General features: G+C 60.3%; 22 protein-coding genes, 1 tRNA gene and 1 pseudogene. 16 read left to right on the top strand and 8 right to left on the bottom strand.

What is annotated here, in order from left to right; all coding sequences use genetic code 11:
* Positions 1-13: 13 nt before the first annotated feature.
* On the bottom strand, positions 14-916 hold the full coding sequence (locus AB7M25_RS05280) for a TIGR01777 family oxidoreductase (protein WP_429519151.1): 903 nt from the start codon (positions 914-916) through the stop codon (positions 14-16).
* 196 nt (positions 917-1,112) lie between these two features.
* Between AB7M25_RS05280 and AB7M25_RS05275 the strand changes: the two genes are divergently transcribed.
* The 7 genes and pseudogenes from AB7M25_RS05275 to AB7M25_RS05245 all read left to right on the top strand — a co-directional run bounded on the left by AB7M25_RS05275 (position 1,113) and on the right by AB7M25_RS05245 (position 6,935).
* Complete coding sequence (locus AB7M25_RS05275) at positions 1,113-2,099, top strand: NAD(P)/FAD-dependent oxidoreductase (protein WP_429396944.1); 987 nt, start codon at positions 1,113-1,115, stop codon at positions 2,097-2,099.
* 188 nt (positions 2,100-2,287) lie between these two features.
* Complete coding sequence (locus AB7M25_RS05270; RefSeq protein ID WP_429389566.1) at positions 2,288-3,247, top strand: YbgA family protein; 960 nt, start codon at positions 2,288-2,290, stop codon at positions 3,245-3,247.
* On the top strand, positions 3,247-4,188 hold the full coding sequence (locus AB7M25_RS05265; RefSeq protein WP_429389568.1) for a MerR family transcriptional regulator: 942 nt from the start codon (positions 3,247-3,249) through the stop codon (positions 4,186-4,188). The genes AB7M25_RS05270 and AB7M25_RS05265 overlap by 1 nt, the downstream gene beginning before the upstream one ends.
* 21 nt (positions 4,189-4,209) lie before the next feature.
* Positions 4,210-5,652, top strand: a complete 1,443-nt coding sequence (gene phrB, locus AB7M25_RS05260; protein ID WP_429519147.1) for a deoxyribodipyrimidine photo-lyase — start codon at positions 4,210-4,212, stop codon at positions 5,650-5,652.
* A 5-nt stretch (positions 5,653-5,657) separates the two neighbouring features.
* Positions 5,658-5,751, top strand: a pseudogene (locus tag AB7M25_RS05255) (transcriptional regulator); the annotation flags it as partial.
* Positions 5,748-6,530: an SDR family NAD(P)-dependent oxidoreductase gene (locus AB7M25_RS05250; protein ID WP_429519145.1), complete on the top strand. Its 783-nt coding sequence runs from the start codon at positions 5,748-5,750 to the stop codon at positions 6,528-6,530. The pseudogene AB7M25_RS05255 and the gene AB7M25_RS05250, both read left to right, overlap by 4 nt.
* A gap of 99 nt (positions 6,531-6,629) precedes the next feature.
* Positions 6,630-6,935, top strand: a complete 306-nt coding sequence (locus tag AB7M25_RS05245) for a YkgJ family cysteine cluster protein (RefSeq protein WP_015096814.1) — start codon at positions 6,630-6,632, stop codon at positions 6,933-6,935.
* Between the two features lie 130 nt (positions 6,936-7,065).
* Here AB7M25_RS05245 and AB7M25_RS05240 read toward each other — a convergent pair whose 3' ends face one another.
* The 6 genes from AB7M25_RS05240 to hemA form a co-directional block, all read right to left on the bottom strand.
* On the bottom strand, positions 7,066-7,584 hold the full coding sequence (locus AB7M25_RS05240; protein ID WP_429389573.1) for an acyloxyacyl hydrolase: 519 nt from the start codon (positions 7,582-7,584) through the stop codon (positions 7,066-7,068).
* A gap of 124 nt (positions 7,585-7,708) precedes the next feature.
* Positions 7,709-8,500 (bottom strand): glutamate racemase, encoded by a 792-nt coding sequence (gene murI / locus AB7M25_RS05235; protein ID WP_429389574.1) that lies wholly within the window; start codon positions 8,498-8,500, stop codon positions 7,709-7,711.
* Positions 8,493-9,248 (bottom strand): molybdopterin-synthase adenylyltransferase MoeB, encoded by a 756-nt coding sequence (locus tag AB7M25_RS05230; protein WP_429389576.1) that lies wholly within the window; start codon positions 9,246-9,248, stop codon positions 8,493-8,495. Before AB7M25_RS05230 ends, murI begins: the two co-directional genes overlap by 8 nt.
* Positions 9,242-10,072 (bottom strand): peptide chain release factor N(5)-glutamine methyltransferase, encoded by an 831-nt coding sequence (prmC, locus tag AB7M25_RS05225; protein ID WP_429519143.1) that lies wholly within the window; start codon positions 10,070-10,072, stop codon positions 9,242-9,244. Before prmC ends, AB7M25_RS05230 begins: the two co-directional genes overlap by 7 nt.
* A complete protein-coding gene (prfA, locus tag AB7M25_RS05220; RefSeq protein WP_007981853.1) occupies positions 10,073-11,155 on the bottom strand; it encodes a peptide chain release factor 1 in 1,083 nt (360 codons plus the stop codon). It lies immediately after the preceding gene.
* Positions 11,152-12,441, bottom strand: coding sequence for a glutamyl-tRNA reductase (hemA, locus tag AB7M25_RS05215; RefSeq protein ID WP_429389579.1), 1,290 nt, complete (start codon positions 12,439-12,441; stop codon positions 11,152-11,154). Before hemA ends, prfA begins: the two co-directional genes overlap by 4 nt.
* 348 nt (positions 12,442-12,789) lie before the next feature.
* On the opposite strand from hemA, the gene AB7M25_RS05210 reads away from it, so the two are divergent.
* The 8 genes from AB7M25_RS05210 to ychF all read left to right on the top strand — a co-directional run bounded on the left by AB7M25_RS05210 (position 12,790) and on the right by ychF (position 19,707).
* A complete protein-coding gene (locus tag AB7M25_RS05210; RefSeq protein ID WP_429389580.1) occupies positions 12,790-14,514 on the top strand; it encodes a tetratricopeptide repeat protein in 1,725 nt (574 codons plus the stop codon).
* Between the two features lie 4 nt (positions 14,515-14,518).
* Complete coding sequence (lolB, locus tag AB7M25_RS05205) at positions 14,519-15,136, top strand: lipoprotein insertase outer membrane protein LolB (protein ID WP_429389582.1); 618 nt, start codon at positions 14,519-14,521, stop codon at positions 15,134-15,136.
* 1 nt (position 15,137) lies between these two features.
* Positions 15,138-15,989, top strand: a complete 852-nt coding sequence (gene ispE / locus AB7M25_RS05200; RefSeq protein ID WP_429389584.1) for a 4-(cytidine 5'-diphospho)-2-C-methyl-D-erythritol kinase — start codon at positions 15,138-15,140, stop codon at positions 15,987-15,989.
* 36 nt (positions 15,990-16,025) lie between these two features.
* Positions 16,026-16,100 (top strand) — tRNA-Gln (locus AB7M25_RS05195).
* A gap of 46 nt (positions 16,101-16,146) precedes the next feature.
* Complete coding sequence (locus AB7M25_RS05190; protein ID WP_003171603.1) at positions 16,147-17,088, top strand: ribose-phosphate pyrophosphokinase; 942 nt, start codon at positions 16,147-16,149, stop codon at positions 17,086-17,088.
* A 142-nt stretch (positions 17,089-17,230) separates the two neighbouring features.
* On the top strand, positions 17,231-17,830 hold the full coding sequence (locus AB7M25_RS05185) for a 50S ribosomal protein L25/general stress protein Ctc (protein WP_007973891.1): 600 nt from the start codon (positions 17,231-17,233) through the stop codon (positions 17,828-17,830).
* A gap of 169 nt (positions 17,831-17,999) precedes the next feature.
* Positions 18,000-18,584 carry an aminoacyl-tRNA hydrolase gene (gene pth / locus AB7M25_RS05180; protein WP_454237042.1) on the top strand — a complete coding sequence of 195 codons (585 nt, stop codon included), beginning with the start codon at positions 18,000-18,002 and terminating at the stop codon, positions 18,582-18,584.
* 22 nt (positions 18,585-18,606) lie between these two features.
* Positions 18,607-19,707 (top strand): redox-regulated ATPase YchF, encoded by a 1,101-nt coding sequence (ychF, locus tag AB7M25_RS05175; protein ID WP_015096822.1) that lies wholly within the window; start codon positions 18,607-18,609, stop codon positions 19,705-19,707.
* 186 nt (positions 19,708-19,893) lie between these two features.
* Here the strand turns inward: ychF and AB7M25_RS05170 are convergent, their stop codons facing one another.
* Positions 19,894-21,111, bottom strand: coding sequence for an MFS transporter (locus AB7M25_RS05170; protein WP_095965584.1), 1,218 nt, complete (start codon positions 21,109-21,111; stop codon positions 19,894-19,896).
* A 333-nt stretch (positions 21,112-21,444) separates the two neighbouring features.
* Here AB7M25_RS05170 and AB7M25_RS05165 point away from each other — a divergent pair, with 333 nt between their 5' ends.
* Entirely contained in the window at positions 21,445-23,502 is a 2,058-nt protein-coding gene (locus AB7M25_RS05165; RefSeq protein WP_429389589.1) for a methyl-accepting chemotaxis protein, read from the top strand.
* Positions 23,503-23,514: the final 12 nt, after the last annotated feature.

The following is a 23,514-nucleotide window of genomic DNA, read 5'->3' as shown; positions in this document are numbered from 1 at the left end:
GCAACATCCTATTTCAAAGGCGAGCGGACAGATCATCCAGAGCCGCGCGCAAATCCGTGAACTGAAAAGTGAAACCCGCCTGTAACAAGCGAACCGGCGTGGCCCGTTGGCCGCCCAGCAACAGCAAGGACAACTCGCCCAGCCCCACCTTCAAGGCGAAGGCCGGCATCGGCATGAAGGCCGGGCGATGCAGTACGCTGCCCAACGTCTTGGCAAACTCGCGGTTGCGCACCGGTTTGGGTGCGCACGCATTATAGGGACCGCTGGCCTCGTTGCGATGCAGAAGAAAATCAATCAGAGCGATTTGATCGTCGATATGAATCCAGGGCATCCATTGCCGGCCGTTGCCGATCGGCCCTCCCAGCCCCAGCTTGAAGGGCAGTAACAGCCGCGACAAAAAGCCGCCCTCGGCCGACAGCACCAACCCGGTTCGAATGAGGATGACGCGGATGCCCAGCGCTTCAGCCCGCTGCGCGGTCTCTTCCCAGGCGATGCATAACTGGCTGGCGAAGTCTTCGCTGACCGGCCCCGAGTCCTCGGTCAGTTCGCGTTCGCCACCGTCGCCATACCAGCCGACAGCCGAACCGGAAATCAATACCCGGGGTTTCTGCTCGCGACGCTCAAGCCACGCCAGCAGGGTTTCTGTCAGCGTGATCCGGCTGCTCCACAACAGGGCTTTACGCTTGTGGGTCCAGGGCCGGTCGGCAATCGGCGCTCCGGCCAGATTGATGATCGCGTCCACCGGCTCCTGCCCCAGATCCTCCAACCGGGCAATTCCACGCACTTGGGCACCACAGGTTTTCGCGACTTTTTCAGGCTTGCGACTCCAGACTGTCAGGCGATGGCCCTGCCCCGACCAGTGCCGGCAGAGCTGACGTCCTATCAAACCAGTACCGCCGGTCAGCAATATGTGCATGACTTCTTCCTCGCGTGGCGTTTTACCCTGTCCACTAGTCTATTTTTATAAGCAGGGATCTTTGGTATCGAGCAGGCTCTATGGTTAACAATAGGCCAAGCTGTCAGAACGAGAACGCTAAAAGTTATACCAAAAAACAATATTGTACAGGTTTTAACCCCGGCGTAGTCTGTACAGAAAGGTAAACGAGGCCCCTATGACTGTACCTATCGCAATCATTGGCACCGGCATTGCCGGTCTCTCCGCCGCCCAGGCCCTGACGGACCTCGGGTACGTGGTTCAACTTTTCGATAAAAGCCGCGGTAGCGGCGGGCGCATGTCGAGCAAGCGCAGCGATGCGGGGGCGCTGGATATGGGCGCGCAATATTTCACTGCCCGCGACCGTCGCTTTGTCACGGAAGTCCAGCGCTGGCAGGCCAGGGGCTGGGTCGCCGAGTGGACGCCGCAGCTGTACACCTACCATGGCGGCCAGCTCAACCTGTCGCCGGACGAGCAGACCCGCTGGGTTGGCACGCCCCGCATGAGCGCCATCACCCGCGCCCTGCTCGGCGATCTTGAAGTGCATTTCGCCTGCCGGATCACCGAGGTCTATCGCGGGGAAGAACACTGGCATCTGCAGGACGCCGAGGGCTTCACCCATGGACCATTCAGTCACGTCGTCATCGCCACTCCGGCGCCGCAGGCCACGGCTCTGCTGGCATCGGCACCGAAACTCGCGGGGGCTGCCGCCGGGGTGAAAATGGACCCGACCTGGGCCATCGCCCTGGCCTTCGAAACGCCGCTGGAAACGCCCATGGAAGGCTGCTTCGTACAGGACAGCCCACTCGACTGGCTGGCCCGCAACCGCAGCAAACCCGGGCGCGACAACACCCTCGACACCTGGGTGCTGCACGCCACGAGTGCCTGGAGCCGACAACACATCGACCTGCCCAAGGAAGCGGTGATCGAGCAGTTGCACGGCGCGTTTGCCGAACTGCTGCACGATTCCATGCCCGCGCCGAGCTTCAGCCTCGCCCACCGCTGGCTCTACGCCCGCCCCGCCAGCAGTCATGAATGGGGCACCCTGGCCGATGCTGACCTGGGGCTGTACGCCTGTGGCGACTGGTGCCTGTCCGGACGCGTTGAAGGCGCCTGGCTAAGCGGTCAGGAAGCCGCCCGCCGCTTACATGAACACCTGCAATGAACCGAAGGCTGCGATCTTTTGGTCTTGAAAAACAAAATCAAAAGATCGCAGCCTTCGGCAGCTCCTACAGGGGGCATTTGCACCAAAAAACCTATACAAAAAATTTGACTTGTATAACTTCGAATCTATGATGAAGTTATCTTGTACAGACACAAATGTTTGTACAGGTTCAGATTCGAGGTGCTCCGATGTCCCACGCCCCCGTCAAACCGAAAATAGCCATCAGCGCCTGCCTGATGGGGCTCGATGTGCGCTTCAACGGCGGGCACAAGGAATCGCGGCTGTGCAGCCGTACCCTTACTGATCATTTCGATTTCATCCCGGTCTGCCCGGAAGTGGCCATCGGCCTCGGCGTACCCCGCCAACCGATTCGACTGGTGAGTGGTGCCGATCAACCCGAAGCCGTGGGAACCCTGGATCACAACCTGAACGTGACACAACCGCTGGCCACCTACGGCCGGGACATGGCAGCGCAGCTGGGGGATATTTGCGGTTATATCTTCATGCAAAATTCCCCGTCCTGCGGCCTGGAGCGGGTCAAGGTCTACCACGCCAACGGCACACGAGCGGAGAGCAGCGGTCGCGGGATCTACGCCCGTGCCTTCTGCCTGCTGCACCCGGACCTGCCGGTGGAGGAAGACGGCCGGCTCAACGATCCGGTGCTTCGGGAAAACTTCCTCACCCGCGTATTCGCCTACAGCGCCTGGCAGCAGCTACGCCAGGCAGGCCTGACCCGGCGCGGCCTCACGGACTTTCACTCACGCTACAAATACCTGCTGATGGCCCACAACCCGGTGCAATACAAAACCCTGGGCCACCTGCTGGGCAGCATGGGCAAAAACGATCCGCAGGAACTGGGCCCCCGCTATTTCAGCGAATTGATGGCGGCGCTGAAAAAATGCGCCACCCGCCGCACCCATACCAACGTCCTGCAACACCTCAGTGGCTACCTGAAACAAGCCATCAGCCACGAAGATAAGCAGGAAGTGCAACAGCTGATCAGTCAGTACCGCCAAGGCATCGTGCCGCTGGTGGTGCCGCTGACGCTGCTCAAACATCACTTTCGCCAACACCCCGATCCGTACATCGCACAGCAGGTCTATCTGCAACCGCACCCGGAAAACCTCAGCCTGCGAAACGCCATCTGATGAAAAAAACACTCGACACCAGCGCCCGCGAAGACCTCGGCGATGACTTTAAAAAGGCGCTGGACGAAGGCTGGCTGCCAATCCGTGAAGTGGCGCGCCTGACCGGCGTCAATGCCGTGACCCTGCGCGCCTGGGAGCGGCGCTACGGTCTGATCGTGCCGCAACGCACACCCAAGGGGCATCGGCTGTTCTCGCCCGATCATGTACAACGTATCCAGGCCATCCTCACCTGGCTCAACCGTGGCGTCGCCGTCAGCCAGGTCAAGGAATTGCTCGACACACCGCAAGTATTCAGCGAACCCGTCGACAACGATTGGCACACCTTGCTGCTAACGTTGCTGCAGGCGGTCAGCGGACTGCAGGAACGCGCCCTGGATGACAACGTCAATCAGGCGATGGCGCTGTATCCGCCGCGAACCCTGTGCGCGCAATTGCTGATGCCTTTGCTGACCGCTCTGGAGCAACGCTGGCAAGGCCAATTCGGTGCACAGATGGAACGGGGCTTTTTTTGTGCCTGGCTACGCAGCAAATTCGGTGCGCGCATCTACCATAACAATCGTCAGTTGCGCACCGCGCCAATGCTGTTGATCAACCACTCGGACCTGCCCATGGAGCCTCAGATGTGGCTCACGGCCTGGCTGATCAGCAGTGCGGATTGCCCAGTGGAGGTCTTCGACGGGCCGCTGCCTGTCGGCGAACTGGCATTGGCGGTCGAACTGCTGCAACCCCGCGGGGTTTTGCTGTACTCCAGCAAGGCCATGAACCTGGCGCAACTGCCGAAACTTTTCAAAGGTGTCGGTTGCCCAAAAATGATTGCCGGACCCACGGTGTGCATCCATCACGCCGAGTTGTCCGCCAGTACCACCGAGATCGCTGACTTGTACCTGGCCGAAGATCCATTGTCGGCACATCAGGCACTCGTTCAGCGCGGGCTGATTTAAATGAATCGCGTGGATTCCTCTATGCAATTGATCTGGCTGCGCAGCGACTTGCGTCTACACGACAACACCGCCCTCTCGGCCGCCGCGGCTCGTGGCCCCTGCGTGGCGGTGTACCTGCTGAGTCCGGAGCAATGGCTGGAACACGACGATGCGCCCTGCAAAGTGGACTTCTGGCTGCGTAACCTGCGCGAACTGAGCCGCGAACTGGCTCAACTGAACATTCCCCTGCTGATCCGCCAGGCCCCCCGCTGGGATGACGCGCCCAGCGTATTGCTGAACTTGTGCCGGCAGTGGCAGGTCGACGCGTTGCACCTCAACGAGGAATACGGCATCCACGAATCCCGTCGCGATGCAGCGGTCGCCCGGACGCTACAGGCCGAAGGCATCGAAGTTCACCGCTACCTCGATCAATTGCTGTTCAAGCCCGGGAGCGTGCTGACCCGGACCGGCACTTACTTTCAGGTCTTCAGCCAGTTCCGCAAAGTCTGCTACGAGCGACTGCATCACTCGCTGCCCGGCCTGGTCCGCGCGCCGTACAAACAAGCGCCGCTGAACATTGCCAGCGATGCGATCCCCTTGAGCGTCGAGGGTTTCGCAACACCCGGTGATCACCTGCGCAGCCTGTGGCCGGCCGGCGAAACCGAAGCCCGGCGCCGCCTGGACAGCTTTAGCGAAACGCAGATCGACCACTACCAGAACGAACGCGACTTCCCGGCAAAACCCGGCACCAGTCAGCTCTCGGCCTATCTTGCCGCCGGGGTGATTTCTCCACGCCAATGCCTGCACGCCGCGTTGAACAGCAATCAGGGCGAGTTCGAAAGCGGCAACACCGGCACCGTCACCTGGATCAACGAACTACTGTGGCGCGAATTCTACAAACACATCCTGGTGGGCTACCCGCGAGTGTCCCGGCACCTCGCGTTTCGCCCGGAAACCGAAGCGCTGGCCTGGCGCAACGCTCCCGATGAACTGGCCGCCTGGCAAACGGCGCGCACCGGTTTGCCGATCATCGACGCCGCCATGCGCCAACTGCTGGCCACCGGCTGGATGCACAACCGCTTGCGCATGGTGGTGGCGATGTTCCTGACCAAGAACCTGCTGATCGACTGGCGCGAAGGCGAACGCTTTTTCATGCGTCACCTGATCGATGGCGATCTGGCGGCGAACAATGGTGGCTGGCAATGGAGTTCTTCCACCGGCACCGACTCGGCGCCTTACTTCCGGATCTTCAACCCGCTGAGCCAATCGGAAAAATTCGATCCCGAAGGTGTGTTCATCAAGCAATGGCTGCCGGAGCTGGCAGGGCTGAATAAAAAAGACGTGCACAACCCCGCCAATCTCGGCGGCCTGTTTGGTGGGGTGGATTACCCTTCACCGATCGTCGACTTGAGCACATCCCGTACGCGTGCGTTGACGGCGTTCAAAAATCTGCCGTCACGGCAATACGCCGCCGCTGGATCATGAATTGCCGCCACCGGGATTACCTCGATGCCGGGGCTCTGCTTTATAAATGTTTACCCGTATTGGGTCGGGCTGGCTTGGCTTAAAAGGAGATTGGGATGAGTCGTACGCTCTCACGACGATACTGGCTGACCGGCGCCAGCAGCGGCATCGGTGCCGCCCTGGCTGAAGAAATCCTGAAAACCGGTGCGCACCTGGCCGTCAGTTCGCGATCGGTAGCGCAGTTGAAAGTCTTGTCGCAACGCTATCCCGGGCAAGTGCTGGTTGTGGCCGGTGACCTGACCAACAGCCAGACCGTGCGCGAGATCGGCGAGCAGATTGCCGAGGACTGGGGCTCGCTGGACACCGTGATACTCAATGCCGGCACCAGCGAGTATGTGGATGCCAAGCAGTTCGATGCGTCGATTGTCGAGCACGTGTTGCGTACCAACCTGTTGGCCAGTAGCTATTGCATCGACGCCGCCCTGCCTTTGCTGCGTGCCGGCACCGCACCACATATGGTAGCCATGGCCAGTACGGTCACTTACCTGCCGCTGCCCGAGACAGAAGCGTATGGCACCTCAAAGGCCGGGCTGCGTTACCTGTTCGAATCCCTGCGCATCGACATGGCCCCTGAAGGCATAGAACTCACGGTGATCAACCCCGGGTCTGTCGAAACGCCGCTGACGGCGAAAAACGACTTTCCCATGCCCTTGAGCTGGCCGGTGGAGAAAGCCGCGCGGCACATCTTCGAAAAGCTCAAGGACCGCCCGCTGGAAATCGCTTTCCCGGCTGCGTTCATGGCCGCCCTCTGGCCGCTCTCTAAACGGCCGGACCAAGTGAAACTGGAGATCGGTAAACGCATGGTGCGCAGCCAGCCCCCGATCAAGGACCAGCCGTGAAAATCGCCATCATCGGCAGTGGTATCCCGGACGCTCCGATACTTGGGCGTCCGTCAGACCTTTCACACAGCACCCGACGACTGCCTTACACTGCGCGGCATGAAAACCATCCCCCATACGCAAATCGCGGAACCCGCAGTCACGTGCTCGACCTGCGCAGCCTGCTGCTGCCAGCTCGAAGTCATGCTGATCACCGACACGGGTGTGCCTGAACGGTTCATCGATACCGATGACTGGGGCGGGGAAGTCATGCTGCGTCTGGACGACGGCTGGTGTGCCGCACTGGATCGCAACACGATGATGTGCACCATCTACGAAAAACGTCCGCTGATCTGCCGGGAGTTCGAGATGGGCGCACCGGAGTGCATCGACGAACGCCTGGGGATTTCAACGGCGTATCGCTAATTTGAAGTTGTCCCAATACCAATGTGGGAGCGGGCTTGCTCGCGAAAGCGTCAGATCAGTCGATCAAAGTGTCGACTGATCCACTGCTTTCGCGAGCAAGCCCGCTCCCACATTGGTGTGTATTAAGCAGTTACAACGGCATCGTGTAATGCAATGCGTAACTCTCTACACCATCGTTCGGAGTGGTGATCCCGGCGTTGGAATAGTGCGTCGCACGAACCCCGACTTCATGTCCGCCGGCAAAGCGCAAACCGAATCCAAAGCGGTCTTCAAACTGGAAGGCGCTGCCCAGATCGTTGCTTTCGACTTCAGTGCTGGCAAACGCCGCCACGCCAATCCCGAACTCGATGTAGGGTTTGACGTTCTGGCCGGCAAATTCATAAACGAGCACAGGCGAGAACGACAGGCTGTGGTTACTGGATTTCTCGTCGCCTTCCCAATAGGTGTATGCGCCGCTCCAGTAACCGGTCAGGCGACCCACGTCGCTCTGCCACCAACTCTGGTCCCAATCGAATTGCATGCCCAGTCGATACGTCATGGTCGAATCGCTGGTCTGACCAACCGCGAACTCCACACCTGCCGCCTGCGCAGTCAAGGTGTGCCCCATTAATGCGGCCGCAATCGCGGCCAAGCAGAATAGTCGCTTCACTAGAAACTTCCTTTTCCGAACGATTTCGTATGATTTTTTTGTTGCCTGGCCCAGCAAAACTATAGAAGTCAGCGATTTATCAGAAGTTCACCCCGATTTTTCGTACTCCCCCCCAGACAGCCTTCTACCGGTTGAAGCTTCGCACAACGCCAGAGGTATTCCACAGTATCGGCAAGATATTTCTGAAATGAAGCAGATCGGCGCTGGTCCAGAACTGCGCTTCACGGGCAGGCCCGGCGGCGAGCAGTTCGCGTTCGGCCAAAAGCCGCTGGAGTTGCCGCGCAACGGCGGCACCGGTATCGATCAGGCTGATGTCCGCGGGGATCATCTGCCGGAGCATCGGCTTGAGAAAGGGGTAATGGGTGCAGCCGAGAATCAGGGTGTCCGCGCCAGCCGCCAGCAGTGGCTCGACATACCCGGCCAACAGCTGACGCAGCTCGGCGCTATGCAGATCGCCGTTTTCAATCAGCTCCACCAGCCCGGGACAGGGCTGAGTGATCACTTTCACGTCCGTGGCGAAGCGGTCGAGCAACGCGGCGAACTTGGCGCTCTGCAAAGTGCCGGTGGTGGCCAGCACCCCGACCACGCCGGAGCGGGTTGCGGCGGCGGCCGGCTTGACGGCCGGCTCCATGCCGACAATGGGCCATTCGGGATAGTCGCGACGCAAGTCGGCGACGCCGGCCACCGTTGCCGTGTTGCAGGCCAGCACCAGGGCCTTGGCACCCTGCTGCTGAAAGAAGTCGGCCATCACGCTGCAACGCTGCTGGATAAATGCCGGGGTTTTCTCGCCATAGGGAATATTGCCGCAATCGGCGACGTACATCAGCGTCTCGTTGGGCAGCAAACGCTGGATCTCGGCCAGCACCGAGAGCCCACCGACACCGGAGTCGAACACGCCAATCGGCGCTTCACGCATGTTTCGACCCACAGACGCTACAGCCCGGATCACGCTTGACCCGCAATTCGCGAAAGCGCGTGCCCAAGGCATCGATCAGCAACAGGCGCCCCACCAGTGGTTCACCGAATCCGGCCAGCAACTTCAGCGCTTCAAGCGCTTGCAGGCTGCCGACCAGTCCCACCAGCGGACCGACCACGCCGGCCTCGCTGCAGGTCAGTTCGGCTTCGCTGCCGTGCCCGTACAAACAGTGGTAGCACGGACTCTCTGGCCGACGCGGATCGAACACCGACAGTTGACCTTCGAGGCGAATCGCCGCACCGCTGACCAGCGGTTTGCCGGCTGCCACGCACGCGGCATTGACCGCTTCACGGGTGGAAAAATTGTCCGAACAATCGAGGACCAGATCCACACCGGCCACCACAGCGGACAGGGAATCTTCGTCCAGTGCCGCGCGATGGGCGATCAACCGGATCTCGGGATTGATCGCCGTCAGGCGCTTGATCGCTGAATCGACTTTGCCCATGCCGATGCTGTCGGTGTCGTGAATGATCTGGCGTTGCAGGTTGGTCAGGTCGACCGTGTCGAAGTCCGCCAGGTGCATCTCGCCAATGCCGGCGGCCGCCAGATACAGCGCCACTGGTGCGCCAAGGCCGCCGAGTCCGACGATCAATACACGGCTGCCCTTGAGCCGCAACTGGCCGTCGATATCGATGTGTTGCAGCAGAATCTGCCGACTGTAACGCAGCAACTCCTGATCATTCAGCACGGCAGGCGCCCCAGACTGATGCGTTGGTGACCGCCCAGATCGGTGCGGCTGTGGACTTCTTCAAAACCGCGGGTCAGCAGCAGGTCGCGGACCGCCTCGGCCTGATCGTAACCGTGTTCGAGCATCAGCCAGCCGCCAGCGTCGAGATGATCCGGCGCCTGGGCGACGATCAGACGCAGATCGTCAAGCCCGTCGATACCGGCCACCAGGGCACTGGCCGGTTCAAAGCGCACATCGCCCTCGACCAGATGAGGATCGGCCGCTGCAATGTAGGGCGGATTGCTGATGATCAGCTGAAAACGCTGACCTTGCAGGGCACTGAACCAATGACTGCTCAACACCTTGGCGTTGTTCAGGTGCAGGCGCTGGCGATTGCGCTCGGCCAGGGCGACGGCTTCCAGTACGCGATCCACGGCCGTGACGCTCCAGGCCGGACGTTCGCAGGCCAGGGCCAGGGCAATCGCGCCGCTGCCGGTACCGAGGTCGAGCACTTTGGTCGGTGTGGCCGGCAACAATTCCAGCGCAGCCTCCACCAGCAGTTCGGTGTCCGGGCGCGGGATCAGCGTGTGCGGTGCCACTTCCAAGTCCAGCTTCCAGAAACCTTGCTGGCCGAGGATATAGGCCACCGGCTCGCCGCTGCGGCGGCGCTGCAAATACTCGGCGAACGTCAGCGCCGCTTCGCTCGGCACGATACGTTCCGGCCAGGTGTGCAGGAAGCTGCGGGACTTGCCCAACGCTGCCGCCAGCAGCAATTCGGCATCCAGGCGCGCCGTCGGCGAGTCGGGTAGATCGGCGGCACGCAACAAACTGGCGATGATCGTCATTTACTCACCTATCGCTGCCAGTTGATCGGCCTGGTACTCGGCCAGCAGCGGCTCGATCACCGCCTCGACACCGCCGGCGAGGATCTCGTCGAGGGAATACAAGGTCAGGTTGACCCGGTGGTCGGTGACCCGGCCCTGGGCAAAATTGTAGGTGCGGATGCGCTCGGAGCGGTCACCGGACCCCACCAGCAGCTTGCGTTCGCTGGCGATGGCGTTGGCCGCGGCGGAGGTCTGCTGATCGTTCAGCTTGGCCGACAACCAGGACATTGCCCGGGCGCGGTTCTTGTGCTGCGAACGTTCTTCCTGGCACTCGACCACGATGCCGGACGGCAAGTGAGTGATGCGGATCGCCGAGTCGGTCTTGTTGACGTGCTGGCCACCGGCGCCGGAGGAGCGATAGGTATCGATGCGCAGGTCGGCCGGGTTGATCTCGATGGCTTCCTGTTCGTCCGGCTCGGGCAATACCGCCACCGTGCAGGCCGACGTGTGGATGCGGCCCTGGGATTCGGTCGCCGGAACCCGCTGTACGCGATGCGCACCGGACTCGAACTTGAGCTTGCCGTAGACGTTGTCGCCCTCGACCCGGGCAATCACCTCTTTATAGCCGCCGTGTTCACCCTCGTTTTCCGAGAGGATCTCCACCCGCCAGCCACGACGCTCGGCGTAGCGCGAATACATGCGGAACAGGTCGCCGGAGAAAATCGCTGCCTCATCGCCGCCGGTGCCGGCACGGATTTCGAGAAACACGTTGCGCCCGTCATTCGGGTCCTTGGGCAGCAGCATGCGCTGCAGGTCGGCTTCGAGCGTGACCAGGCGCTCCTTGGCCTCGCGGACTTCTTCCACGGCCATTTCACGCATGTCCGGGTCGCTGTCCTTGAGCAGAGCCTGGGCGCCCTCGAGGTCATCCTGCACTTTCAGCAGTTCTTTATAGGCGCCCACGATCGGCTCAACTTCCGCGTACTCCTTGGAATAGGTGCGGAACTTGTTCTGATCGGAAATGACCTCGCCATCGCCCAGCAGGGCGGTCAATTCCTCGAAACGGTCCTGGAGAATATCCAGCTTATTGAGCAGTGACGCTTTCATTGCGGTTTTTTATCCGAAAAGCTATCCGATGAGCCCTCACCGAGGGCAAAGAGTTCCTGGGCCATCGCCAGCGCATCCAGGCGACCTTCGGCAGAGAGCTTTTTCAACTGCACGCTCGGTGCGTGCAAGAGTTTGTTGGTCAGCCCGCGAGCCAGTTGCACCAGCACCTCTTCGGCACTGGTGCCGTTGGCCAACAGGCGCTGGGCCTTTTGCAATTCTTCGTCGCGCAGGCGTTCACTCTGTTGACGATAGGCCTTGAGCACGTCCACCGCCGCCAATTCACGCAGGCGGACCATGAAGTCTTCGGCGCCGACCGAGACCATCTCTTCGGCGGCCTGGGCAGCGCCCTGGCGGCTCTTGAGGTTCTCGGCGACCACTTCGTGAAGATCGTCGACGCTATAGAGGTAAACGTCGTCCAACTCGCCGACTTCGGGTTCGATATCGCGGGGAACGGCGATATCCACCATGAAAATGGGTTTGTGCTTGCGCAGTTTCAAGGCGCTTTCCACTGCACCCTTGCCCAGGATCGGCAACTGGCTGGCGGTGGAACTGATGACGATATCGCTGCGCACCAGCTCTGCCGGAATATCCGACAGCAACACCGCATGGGCGCCGAACTGCTCGGCCAGGATGCTCGCGCGCTCCAGGGTACGGTTGGCGACCACGATGCGCTTTACGCCCAGGTCATGCAGGTGGCGGGCAACCAGGGTGATGGTCTCGCCGGCGCCGATCAACAAGGCCTGGCTGCGTTGCAGGTCACTGAAAATCTGCTTGGCCAGGCTCACCGCGGCAAATGCCACCGACACCGGGTTCTCGCCGATGGCCGTGTCGGTGCGTACCTGCTTGGCCGCGTTGAACGTGGCCTGGAACAGCCGCCCGAGCAATGGCCCGATGGTGCCCGCCTCGCGAGCCACGGCATAGGCCGACTTCATCTGGCCGAGAATCTGTGGCTCGCCCAACACCAGCGAGTCGAGACCGGAGGCCACCCGCATCATGTGACGAACTGCCGCATCATCTTCATGTACATAAGCGCTTTCGCGCAGCTCGTCGTAGCTCAAATGATGATATTCGGCCAGCCAGCGCAGCACGACGTCCGCCGACAGGTGATCCTGTTCTATATAGAGTTCACTGCGATTGCAGGTGGAGAGGATCGCAGCTTCGCGGCTGTCGGTGAGTCGGCAGAGCTGCTGCAAGGCCTCAACCAGCTGCTCAGGGGTAAAAGCCACGCGCTCGCGGACGTCTACTGAAGCAGTCTTGTGGTTAATACCGAGTGCAAGGAAGGCCATTCAAAGTCGCTGATGGTGACGTGAAGCCGGTAATTGTCCTACTTCGACGGAGTCAGAACAACTACTCGATATCTATCGCGCCGGTAGGCGACGCCAACGTTGCGAGCAATTCTCGTTTATATCAGCGAACGGCCCGACCTTGACCGTGTCCCTTGTGGGAGCTGGCTTGCCAGCGATGGACTGACTGCGCCACGTCTTTGCGGTAAAAACACGTCATCGTTAACGACCATCGCTGGCAAGCCAGCTCCCACACGGACCGGTGTACCCCGGAAAATGACGGGGCGGTTATGTTTGGCCTAAAGCTTGTGTCATGATGATCCGACCGCAGGTTAGTCGTCCTCTTCCTATATGAATAGATCTTCCGCGTTGCTCCTCGCTTTTGTCTTCCTCAGCGGCTGCCAGGCCTTGGCACCCGTTTCGTCGGACGGTACGCCGCCGGTTGAAGACAGCACCCCGGCCCCTGAAAAGCCGAAGGTCTACAGCTCCTTCAGCGAGGAAACCGTCTTCAGCCTGTTGAGCGCCGAACTGGCTGGCCAGCGCAATCGTTTCGACATTGCCCTGGACAACTATGTGACCCAGGCCATCAACACCCAGGATCCGGGCATCTCGGAGCGGGCATTCCGTATCGCCGAATACCTGGGCGCCGACCAGGCGGCCCTGGACACCGCGCTGATCTGGGCGAAAAACGCTCCCGACGACCTCGAAGCGCAACGCGCCGCCGCCGTGCAACTGGCCCGCGCCGGGCGTTATGACGACTCCATGGTCTATATGGAGAAAGTCCTGCAAGGCAAGGGCGACACTCATTTCGACTTCCTCGCGCTGTCGGCGGCCGACACCGACCAGGACACACGCAACGGCCTGATGAAAAGCTTCGACCGCTTGCTGCAGCGTCATCCGAACAACAGCCAGCTGATTTTCGGCAAGGCGCTGCTGATGCAACAGGATGGCGACGCCAAAGGCGCACTGAAACTGCTGGAAGACAATCCGCCGGACGACGGCGAAATTGCCCCGATCCTGCTGCGCGCACGCCTGCTGCAAACCCTCGATCGCGGTGACGAGGCCTTGCCGCTGCTGCAGAAAAGCATCAAGAAATACCCGGACGACAAGCGCCTGCGCCTGACTTATGCGCGGATGCTGGTTGAACAGGACCGCATGGACGACGCCAAGGCCGAGTTCTCGAGCCTGGTTCAGCAATACCCGGAAGACGACGAACTGCGATACTCCCTGGCACTGGTTTGCCTGGAAGCCAAGGCCTGGAACGAGGCCAAGGGTTATCTTGAAGACCTGATCGCCCGGGACAGCCACGTCGACTCGGCGCACCTGAACCTCGGCCGCATCGCTGAAGAACAAAATGACCCGCAAGGCGCATTGATCGAGTACGCCAAGGTTGGCCCTGGCAACGATTTCCTGCCGGCGCAATTGCGTCAGGCCGACATCCTGATAGACAACGGCAGGACCGCCGAAGCGCAAAGAAAGCTGACGGCAGAGCGCGACGAGCAACCGGATTACGCGATCCAGTTGTACCTCATCGAAGTCGAAACCCTGTCCGCCAACAATCAGGGCGACAAGGCCTGGAACGTTCTTCATCAAGCCTTGCAGCAATACCCGGACGATTTGAACCTGCTCTACACCCGTGCCATGCAGGCGGAAAAACGCAATGACCTGGCGCAGATGGAAAAAGACCTGCGCACGATCATCAAGCGCGACCCGGACAACGCCATGGCGTTGAACGCCCTCGGCTACACCCTGTCCGACCGCACCACACGCTACGCCGAAGCCAAGGCCCTGATCGAGCAGGCACACCAGATCAGCCCGGAAGACCCGGCGGTGCTCGACAGCCTTGGCTGGGTGAATTACCGCCTGGGCAATCTCGACGAAGCCGAGCGCCTGCTGCGCCAGGCCCTGGAACGTTTCCCCGACCAGGAAGTCGCCGCGCACCTGGGCGAAGTCCTGTGGGCCAACGGCAAACAGCGCGAAGCCAGACAAGTCTGGGGCAAATTCCTCAAGGAACAGCCCGACAGCCCGACCCTGCGTGGCACCATCAAACGCCTGACCGGATCAGAGACTCTTTAAGATTATGTTTTTGCGCCATTTCATCGTTTTCAGTTTTATCGCCCTGCTCGCCGGTTGCGCAGGCCTTGGTCCCCGCGAATCGGTCGAGGGTCATGGCAACGCCGCCCAATGGCGCGAGCACAAACAGCAACTGACCGGCCTCGATGGCTGGCAGATCGACGGCAAGATCGGCATCCGTGCGCCGAAAGACTCGGGCAGCGGCACGCTGTTCTGGCTGCAGCGCCAGGATTACTACGACATTCGCCTGTCCGGGCCTCTGGGCCGTGGTGCGGCTCGCCTGACCGGACGTCCGGGCAAGGTGTCGCTGGAAGTCGCCAACCAGGGACGCTACGACGCGCCGAATCCGGAAGTGCTGCTCGAAGAACAGCTGGGGTGGAAGTTGCCGGTGTCCAATCTGGCCTGGTGGGTGCGCGGGCTCCCGGCTCCGGACAGCAAAAGTCGCCTGACCCTGGATGCCGACAGTCGCCTGGCCAACCTCGAACAGGATGGCTGGCAGGTCGAATACACCGACTACACCCAGCAAAACGGTTACTGGCTGCCCGAGCGCATCAAGCTGCATGGCACCGACCTTGACGTCACCCTGGTGATCAAGGCCTGGCAGCCACGCAAACTGGGGTCATGACATGCCAGCCAATCGCCTGACTTTGCCGTCTCCGGCCAAACTCAATTTGATGCTGCACATCCTGGGTCGCCGCGAAGACGGCTACCACGAACTGCAAACGATGTTTCAGTTTCTCGATTACGGCGACGAAATCACCTACGCCCTGCGCGATGACGGTGTCATTCAACTGCACACCGAATTCGCCGGCGTGCCCCACGACAGCAACCTGATCGTCAAGGCCGCGAAAAAACTTCAGGAGCAATCCGGTTGTTCGCTGGGCGTGGATATCTGGATCGAAAAGATCCTGCCCATGGGCGGCGGCATTGGCGGCGGCAGTTCGAATGCCGCAACGACTTTGCTCGGCCTCAATCACCTGTGGCAATTGGGCTGGGATGAAGATCGCCTGGCTGGCCTGGGATTGACGCTGGGCGCCGACGTCCCGGTTTTCGTTCGTGGTCATGCGGCTTTCGCCGAGGGCGTGGGGGAGAAACTGACCCCTGTCGACCCCGAAGAACCGTGGTATCTGGTGCTGGTGCCGCAAGTCTCTGTAAGTACGGCAGAAATTTTTTCAGATCCGTTGTTGACACGTAACACTCCTCCCATTAAAGTGCGCCCCGTTCCCAAGGGAAACAGTCGAAATGACTGCTTGCCGGTGGTAACAAGGCGTTATCCAGAGGTACGTAACGCTTTGAATTTGTTAGGTAAATTTACCGAAGCAAAACTCACCGGAACTGGAAGTTGTGTGTTTGGGGGCTTCCCAAGCAAAGCTGAAGCTGATAAAGTCTCGGCCCTTCTGACAGAGACCCTTACAGGTTTTGTAGCAAAAGGAAGCAACGTTTCGATGTTGCATCGCAAGCTTCAAGGTCTGCTCTAAAGGAACCGATTACCGGGTAATCGTTGCAACAGATACAGGGGCGTCGCCAAGCGGTAAGGCAGCAGGTTTTGATCCTGCCATGCGTTGGTTCGAATCCAGCCGCCCCTGCCATTTTCCTATACTCATCCAGGTTACCCTCAGCCTTCAGGTACTGCGCGTGTCCAAGATGATGGTCTTTACGGGGAACGCTAACCCCGATCTGGCTCGGCGTGTCGTACGTCAGCTGCATATCCCTCTCGGTGACATCTCTGTCGGTAAATTCTCCGACGGCGAAATTACAGCCGAGATCAATGAAAACGTCCGCGGTAAAGACGTCTTCATTATTCAGCCGACTTGCGCTCCGACCAACGATAACCTGATGGAACTGGTAGTGATGGCTGATGCCTTCCGCCGCTCCTCGGCTACTCGTATCACTGCTGTTATTCCTTACTTTGGTTATGCCCGTCAGGATCGCCGTCCGCGTTCCGCACGTGTGGCTATCAGCGCGAAAGTCGTGGCTGACATGCTTACCGTAGTCGGCATCGACCGTGTTCTCACGGTTGATCTGCATGCTGACCAAATCCAGGGTTTCTTCGATATTCCGGTAGATAACATCTACGGCTCCCCGGTTCTGGTGGATGACATCGAAGATCAGCGCTTCGAAAACCTGATGATCGTGTCCCCGGACATTGGTGGCGTCGTGCGTGCACGTGCCGTTGCCAAATCCCTGGGCGTGGATCTTGGGATCATCGACAAACGCCGTGAGAAAGCCAATCACTCTGAAGTGATGCATATCATCGGTGATGTCGAAGGGCGTACCTGTATTCTGGTCGATGACATGGTCGATACCGCCGGCACCCTGTGCCACGCGGCCAAGGCCCTGAAAGAGCATGGCGCTGCCAAGGTTTTCGCCTACTGCACGCACCCTGTGCTGTCGGGTCGGGCAATCGAGAACATTGAAAATTCCGTGCTGGACGAGCTGGTGGTGACCAACACCATCCCGCTGTCCGCTGCAGCACAAGCCTGTGCGCGAATCCGCCAACTGGATATCGCACCGGTAGTTGCCGAGGCGGTCCGCCGCATCAGCAATGAAGAATCGATCAGCGCGATGTTCCGCTAAGGGCCCTGCCCTTCTCGAAATGTCTCGTTGACGAAAAGCGCCCCGCCCCGGCATTCCTGTCGGGGCGGGGCTTTTTTGCCCATATCGCCTTTAGCGCTGGTCGCAAACGCTGGGGCGAGTGTGGTTATTTTGGAGATACAACATGAACGATTTTACTCTGAATGCTGAAGTGCGTTCCGACCTGGGGAAAGGTGCGAGCCGCCGCCTGCGTCGTCTCGCAAGCCTGGTTCCAGCTGTAGTTTACGGTGGCGACAAAGCCCCTGAATCCATCAGCATGCTGGCCAAAGAAGTTGCCAAACTGCTCGAAAACGAAGCGGCTTACAGCCACATCATCGAGCTGAACGTTGGTGGCACCAAGCAGAACGTCGTGATCAAAGCCCTGCAGCGTCACCCGGCCAAAGGCCACGTGATGCACGCTGACTTCGTACGCGTAGTCGCTGGCCAGAAACTGACCGCGATCGTTCCAGTGCACTTCATCAACGAAGAAGCACCGACCAAGAAAGGCGGCGAAATCTCGCACGTTGTTGCCGAGATCGAAGTTTCCTGCCTGCCGAAAGATCTGCCTGAGTTCATCGAAGTCGACCTGGCTAACGCTGAAATCGGTTCGATCATTCACCTGTCGGACCTCAAGGCGCCTAAAGGCGTTGAGTTCGTGGCACTGGCACACGGCGATGACAAGGCTGTTGCCAACGTCCACGCTCCACGTGTTGCTCCAGAAGCTGCAGAAGGCGCTGCAGAGTAATTTTACTCTGTACGCCGGAGTGACCGGAAACATCGCGGACTAGAGCATAGCGAGAAAGCGGGCGAGAACGCGGAGTTTACATCATGGTAAATGAGCAATTTTCGTCCACTTTCGCCGCTCTCCCTGATTGCGGCGATGTTATCCACCACTCCAATGAAGGGCCCCTATCGTGACTGCCATCAAACTGATCGTTGGCCTGGGAAATCCAGGAGCTGAATACGAACAGACCCGGCATAACGCAGGGGCCCTTTTTGTTGAGCGCATCGCGAACGCACAAGGCGTGAGTCTTGTGGCGGACCACAAATATTTCGGCCTGACCGGACGCTATTCGCATCAGGGTCAGGATGTTCGTCTGCTGATTCCCACCACGTACATGAACCGCAGCGGCCAGGCCGTGGCGGCACTCGCCGGATTCTTCCGCATCAAGCCTGAAGAAATCCTCGTGGCGCACGACGAACTCGACCTGCCTCCGGGCGTTGCCAAGCTCAAACAGGGCGGCGGCCATGGCGGTCACAACGGGTTGCGCGACATCATTGCGCAACTGGGCAATCAGAATACCTTTCACCGCTTGCGGCTTGGCATTGGCCACCCGGGCGTTGCCAGTATGGTTTCAAATTTCGTCCTGGGTCGTGCGCCACGCGCCGAACAGGAAAAACTCGATGCCAGCATCGACTTTGCCCTCGGCGTGCTGCCGGATATCCTCGCCGGGGAATGGAACCGCGCGATGAAAAACCTGCACAGCCAGAAGGCCTGACTCACTCCTCGGGGAAAACACCATGGGATTCAATTGCGGCATCGTCGGTCTGCCTAACGTCGGCAAGTCCACCCTGTTCAACGCCCTGACCAAATCCGGGATCGCGGCCGAGAACTTCCCCTTCTGCACCATCGAACCGAACAGCGGTATCGTGCCGATGCCGGACCCGCGTCTGGAAGCCCTGGCGGCCATCGTCAATCCAAAGCGCATCCTGCCGACCACCATGGAATTCGTCGACATCGCAGGCCTGGTTGCCGGCGCGTCGAAAGGTGAAGGCCTGGGCAACAAGTTTTTGGCCAACATCCGTGAAACCGATGCCATCGCCCACGTGGTCCGCTGCTTCGAAGACGAGAACGTGATTCACGTCTCCAACAGCGTCGACCCGAAACGCGACATCGAAATCATCGACCTGGAACTGATCTTCGCCGACCTCGACAGCTGCGAAAAGCAACTGCAGAAAGTCGCGCGCAACGCCAAGGGCGGTGACAAGGACGCCGTGGTTCAGAAAGGCCTGCTGGAGCAACTGATTGCTCACTTCACCCTCGGCAAGCCTGCACGCAGCTTGATGAAGACCATGAGCACCGACGAAAAAGCGGTGATCAAGGGCTTCCATCTGCTGACCACCAAGCCGGTCATGTACATCGCCAACGTCGCAGAAGACGGTTTCGAAAACAACCCGCACCTGGACGTGGTCAAGGCCATCGCCGAAGAAGAAGGCGCCATGGTTGTTCCGGTGTGCAACAAGATCGAAGCGGAAATCGCCGAGCTCGACGACGGTGAAGAGAAAGACATGTTCCTCGAAGCCCTGGGCCTCGAAGAGCCTGGCCTGAACCGCGTGATCCGCGCTGGCTACGAAATGCTGCACCTGCAAACCTACTTCACCGCCGGTGTTGAAGAAGTCCGCGCCTGGACCGTGCGCGTCGGTGCCACCGCACCACAAGCCGCTGGAGTGATCCACACCGACTTCGAGAAAGGCTTCATCCGCGCCGAAGTGATCGCCTACAACGACTTCATCCAGTACAAGGGTGAAGCCGGTACCAAGGAAGCCGGTAAATGGCGTCTGGAAGGCAAGGATTACATCGTCAAGGACGGCGACGTGATGCACTTCCGCTTCAACGTGTAAGCCACACGCCCAAGAAAAAGCCGCGTTTGATACGCGGCTTTTTTATGCCTGAAACAATCATCCGCCACACCACTGCCCCATTGTGGGAGCGGGCTTGCTCGCGAAGAGGGAGTGTCAGTCGAAGTACATGTGGCTGACGAACCGCATTCGCGAGCAAGCCCGCTCCCACAGGGGATGTGTGTTGGGTCAGGCCTTTTTGGTCCGAGGCAGGAAGATCGCCAACACCCCGAACAACGGCAGGAACGAACACAGGTAGTACACGTATTCGATGCCGTGAATATCCGCCAGGTGCCCCAGCAACGCCGCGCCAATCCCGCCGAAACCGAACATCAAACCGAAGAACACCCCGGCGATCATCCCGACATTGCCCGGCACCAGTTCCTGGGCGTACACCACGATGGCCGAGAATGCCGAGGCGAGGATGAAGCCGATGACGACGCTCAGGATGCTGGTCCAGAACAGGTCGACATGGGGCAGCAACAAGGTGAACGGTGCAACGCCGAGGATCGAGAACCAGATCACTGCCTTACGCCCGATCCTGTCGCCGATCGGCCCGCCAAAGAACGTCCCCGCCGCTACCGCACCAAGGAACAGGAACAGGTGCAACTGCGAACTGGCGACCGACAGGTCGAACTTCTCGATCAGGTAGAAGGTGAAATAGCTGGTGAGGCTGGCCATGTAGAAATACTTGGAGAACACCAGCAACCCAAGCACCACCAGCGCGCTGGTCACTCGGCCCTTGGACAGGCCGTGAGTCGCTGCCTGACCTTGCTTGAGCTTGAACAGGTTCAAGTGGTTGGCGTACCAGCGGCTGATCCGGTACAGCACGAACAACGCAAACACCGCGAACAGGCCGAACCAGGCCACGTGCCCTTGACCGTAGGGAATGATGATCGCTGCCGCCAGTAACGGACCGAACGCCGAGCCTGCGTTACCGCCGACCTGGAAGGTCGATTGCGCCAGCCCGAAGCGCCCGCCCGAAGCCAGTCGCGCCACGCGGGACGCTTCGGGGTGGAAGGTCGAAGAACCGATGCCGATCAAGCCCGCCGCCAGCAAAATCAGCGGGAAGCTGCCGACCACCGACATCATCAGAATGCCGACCAGGGTGCAGACCGTACCTGCCGGCAGCAGCCACGGTTTGGGGTGGCGATCGGTGTAGTAACCCACCCACGGCTGCAACAGCGAGGCCGTCAACTGGAACGTCAGGGTGATCAGGCCGACCTGGGTAAAGGTCAGGCCATAGCTGGCCTTGAGCATCGGGTAGATCGACGGCAGCACCGACTGGATCAGGTCGTTGATCAAATGCGCCAGCGCCACCGCACCGATGATGCGCATCACCAGGGGACTGCTTTGGGGCGTAGCGGACGCCGGCACTGAGCCGGTCTGGGCGTTGCTGATAGCCATGGGAATTTCCAGACAACAGGAGGTACAAACGGGCAGGTGCGCCAATGTGCCATTTTTCAGTGCAGCAACGCCATCCCCTTAGCCTGCTAACGACCTCGATTTTCATCGCCACAACATTGATGGCGCAACGCCATGGTCTGAATCTTGCCTTCTTTGTCGGCTTGAACGCGGCTTCCTCACAAAGGAGACCGACAATGGGAAGTTTCACCACAGAGTCAGCCTACAGAGCGGACAAGGGTGAACTTTCGAGGCCTTTTTAGAGGGCACGAGTCGGCGGTGCAACAACCTCCGACGCACGCCAATGGTGCGTGGTGTCCAGAGGAGTCTTGGGGCATGCAGGCTTTTTTATCACCGGGGATCGGGTTGCTGGGGCGTTTTGGCTTTGCGCGCAAATTCCAGCTGTTGTTTCTGCTGTTTATCCTGCCGCTGGCCGGCAGCCTGTGGATGATCGGCCAGGACTATCGCGACAAACTCAGCCTGATCTCCGGCGAACGTGCCGGGGTGCGGCAATTGCTGGCTCTTGATGCACTGGATGACCTGCTCGCCGCCCAGCGCGATCGCGCCGCACGCTGGCGCGCCACGGAAACCAATCGCCAGCCGACACCGGCCACCCTCGCCGCGATGGCCGCCTTCGATGCGGTCCAACCCGCCGTCAGCCAGGCCACAGTCGAGTTGGGCAATGCCCTGCAAAAAGAAGCGGCCGAGAGCGAAACACTGAACCGTTATCAGGCCCTGCAAACCGCCCTCGATGGCCTCGACTCAAAAAGCCTGAGCAGCGTCGGCTGGTGGCCGGATGGCTACGATCGCTTCACCAACGCCCTGAGCGCCCTGCAAGCCTTGCGCGAGCAGATCGCCATGGACAATCGCCTGACACTGGCACCGTGGCTGGAGACTTATCTGCTGACGCAGATCTCCACCCAACACGCACCCGACCTGATCGAACGGGTCGGTCGTCTTGCGGCGGTGGGTCAAGCCTCGGTCGTGTCCGGGCAGTTCACCCTGCAAAGCCGCCTGCAACTGCGCGACTTGCGCAGCCGCATCGGCGATGCACGAGAGCAGTTGGTGAAAACCGCTGGCCTGCTCGAAGCGCGCTTGCCCAGCGCCCTGCAAACCTGGGCCGGGCAATACCATGACAGCCTCAAGCGCCTCGATGCGGGCCTGAAGGTGCTGGATGACGGCGTGTTCGGCGGCAGCATCAACCTCAAGCCGGAGGACTTCGAACGCAGTCTCGACGCCCTGCTCTCTGACCTCGCCTCGTTGCGCCAGCAGTCGCTGGTGTCGCTGGATCAACGCCTGGATTACTACCACGGCTCGGCGATCCGCCAGTTCATTGTGGTGGCCGCCGTGTTCGGCTGCCTGCTGTTGGCTGCGCTGTATCTGTTCATCTGTTTGCAGGCTTCGATCCGCCGCAGCGCCAGCGGCATCACGGTGCTGGCCGAGGCCTTGCGCGATGGCAATCTGAGCCTGCAAGTACCGGTTCAGGGACGGGACGAACTGGCGGTCATCAGCACCGCGCTGAACGTCGCCGTGGTGCAACTGCGCACTAGCCTGCAAGGCGTGGATCACGAAACCCTGCAACTGAGCCACGCGGTGCAATCCCTCAACCATCACTCCAGTGACGCCCTGGGCGAAGTCGAAGCCCAGCAGTTGCAGATCAGCCAGATTGCCGCGGCGGCGACGCAACTGGCCGCCACCTCACAAGGGGTCGCCCACAGTTGCGAACAGGCGTCCGGCAGCGCCCAGCACACCCGGCGCATTGCCGCCGACAGCAGCCGCGACAGCCAGCGCACCACCGCGAGCATCCAGCAGCTCAACCAACGCCTGAACGAAACCGCGGCGGCACTGGGCCGGGTCAGCGAGCAAGGACAGCAGATTCAACTGGTGGTCGACACCATTCGCGGCGTCGCCGAGCAGACCAACCTGCTGGCACTCAACGCCGCCATCGAGGCAGCACGGGCGGGCGAACAAGGACGTGGCTTTGCGGTGGTGGCCGATGAAGTACGCAGCCTGTCGCAGCGCACTCAATCGTCGACCGCACAGATTGCCGGCACGGTCGACAGCCTGCGTCACACCGTGAACGAGGCCGTCAACCTGATGGAGGCCGCGTGCACTCAGGCAGAGAGTGATGCACAAGCGGTCACCGGCCTTGGCGAACGGCTCGGGGAAATCGCCAGTGCCGTGCAGAGTGTCACCGATACCCTGGCGCACATCGCCACGGCGGTGGAAGAGCAGGCCAGTACTGCCGACGAGGTCAGCGGCAATATCCAGCAGGTCGATCAGGCCGCGCTACGTTTGCTCGAAGGAGCCCGCGCGGTGAACCAGGCAGCGGACACCCTGAGTCAGGGCAGCAAAGCGTTAAGCGACAACACCGGGCGCTTCCGCTTGAGTTGAATCCGGCAGCCC

It is taken from the genome of Pseudomonas sp. AP3_22 TE3818, from assembly GCF_053628995.1.
Note: the sequence above shows the minus strand (reverse complement) of the source record. Positions and strands in the feature narration are given on the sequence as shown.

What these genes read in the sequence shown, in the direction of transcription:
- AB7M25_RS05210 (WP_429389580.1), top strand. Translation starts at nt 12,790, where the DNA reads ATGAATAGATCTTCCGCGTTGCTCCTCGCTTTTGTCTTCCTCAGCGGC.
- ychF (WP_015096822.1), top strand. Translation starts at nt 18,607, where the DNA reads ATGGGATTCAATTGCGGCATCGTCGGTCTGCCTAACGTCGGCAAGTCC.
- AB7M25_RS05270 (WP_429389566.1), top strand. Translation starts at nt 2,288, where the DNA reads ATGTCCCACGCCCCCGTCAAACCGAAAATAGCCATCAGCGCCTGCCTG.
- hemA (WP_429389579.1), bottom strand. Translation starts at nt 12,441, where the DNA reads ATGGCCTTCCTTGCACTCGGTATTAACCACAAGACTGCTTCAGTAGAC.
- AB7M25_RS05165 (WP_429389589.1), top strand. Translation starts at nt 21,445, where the DNA reads ATGCAGGCTTTTTTATCACCGGGGATCGGGTTGCTGGGGCGTTTTGGC.
- AB7M25_RS05250 (WP_429519145.1), top strand. Translation starts at nt 5,748, where the DNA reads ATGAGTCGTACGCTCTCACGACGATACTGGCTGACCGGCGCCAGCAGC.
- murI (WP_429389574.1), bottom strand. Translation starts at nt 8,500, where the DNA reads ATGCGTGAAGCGCCGATTGGCGTGTTCGACTCCGGTGTCGGTGGGCTC.
- prfA (WP_007981853.1), bottom strand. Translation starts at nt 11,155, where the DNA reads ATGAAAGCGTCACTGCTCAATAAGCTGGATATTCTCCAGGACCGTTTC.
- AB7M25_RS05275 (WP_429396944.1), top strand. Translation starts at nt 1,113, where the DNA reads ATGACTGTACCTATCGCAATCATTGGCACCGGCATTGCCGGTCTCTCC.
- phrB (WP_429519147.1), top strand. Translation starts at nt 4,210, where the DNA reads ATGCAATTGATCTGGCTGCGCAGCGACTTGCGTCTACACGACAACACC.
- AB7M25_RS05245 (WP_015096814.1), top strand. Translation starts at nt 6,630, where the DNA reads ATGAAAACCATCCCCCATACGCAAATCGCGGAACCCGCAGTCACGTGC.
- AB7M25_RS05185 (WP_007973891.1), top strand. Translation starts at nt 17,231, where the DNA reads ATGAACGATTTTACTCTGAATGCTGAAGTGCGTTCCGACCTGGGGAAA.
- AB7M25_RS05265 (WP_429389568.1), top strand. Translation starts at nt 3,247, where the DNA reads ATGAAAAAAACACTCGACACCAGCGCCCGCGAAGACCTCGGCGATGAC.
- AB7M25_RS05170 (WP_095965584.1), bottom strand. Translation starts at nt 21,111, where the DNA reads ATGGCTATCAGCAACGCCCAGACCGGCTCAGTGCCGGCGTCCGCTACG.
- prmC (WP_429519143.1), bottom strand. Translation starts at nt 10,072, where the DNA reads ATGACGATCATCGCCAGTTTGTTGCGTGCCGCCGATCTACCCGACTCG.
- ispE (WP_429389584.1), top strand. Translation starts at nt 15,138, where the DNA reads ATGCCAGCCAATCGCCTGACTTTGCCGTCTCCGGCCAAACTCAATTTG.
- lolB (WP_429389582.1), top strand. Translation starts at nt 14,519, where the DNA reads ATGTTTTTGCGCCATTTCATCGTTTTCAGTTTTATCGCCCTGCTCGCC.
- AB7M25_RS05280 (WP_429519151.1), bottom strand. Translation starts at nt 916, where the DNA reads ATGCACATATTGCTGACCGGCGGTACTGGTTTGATAGGACGTCAGCTC.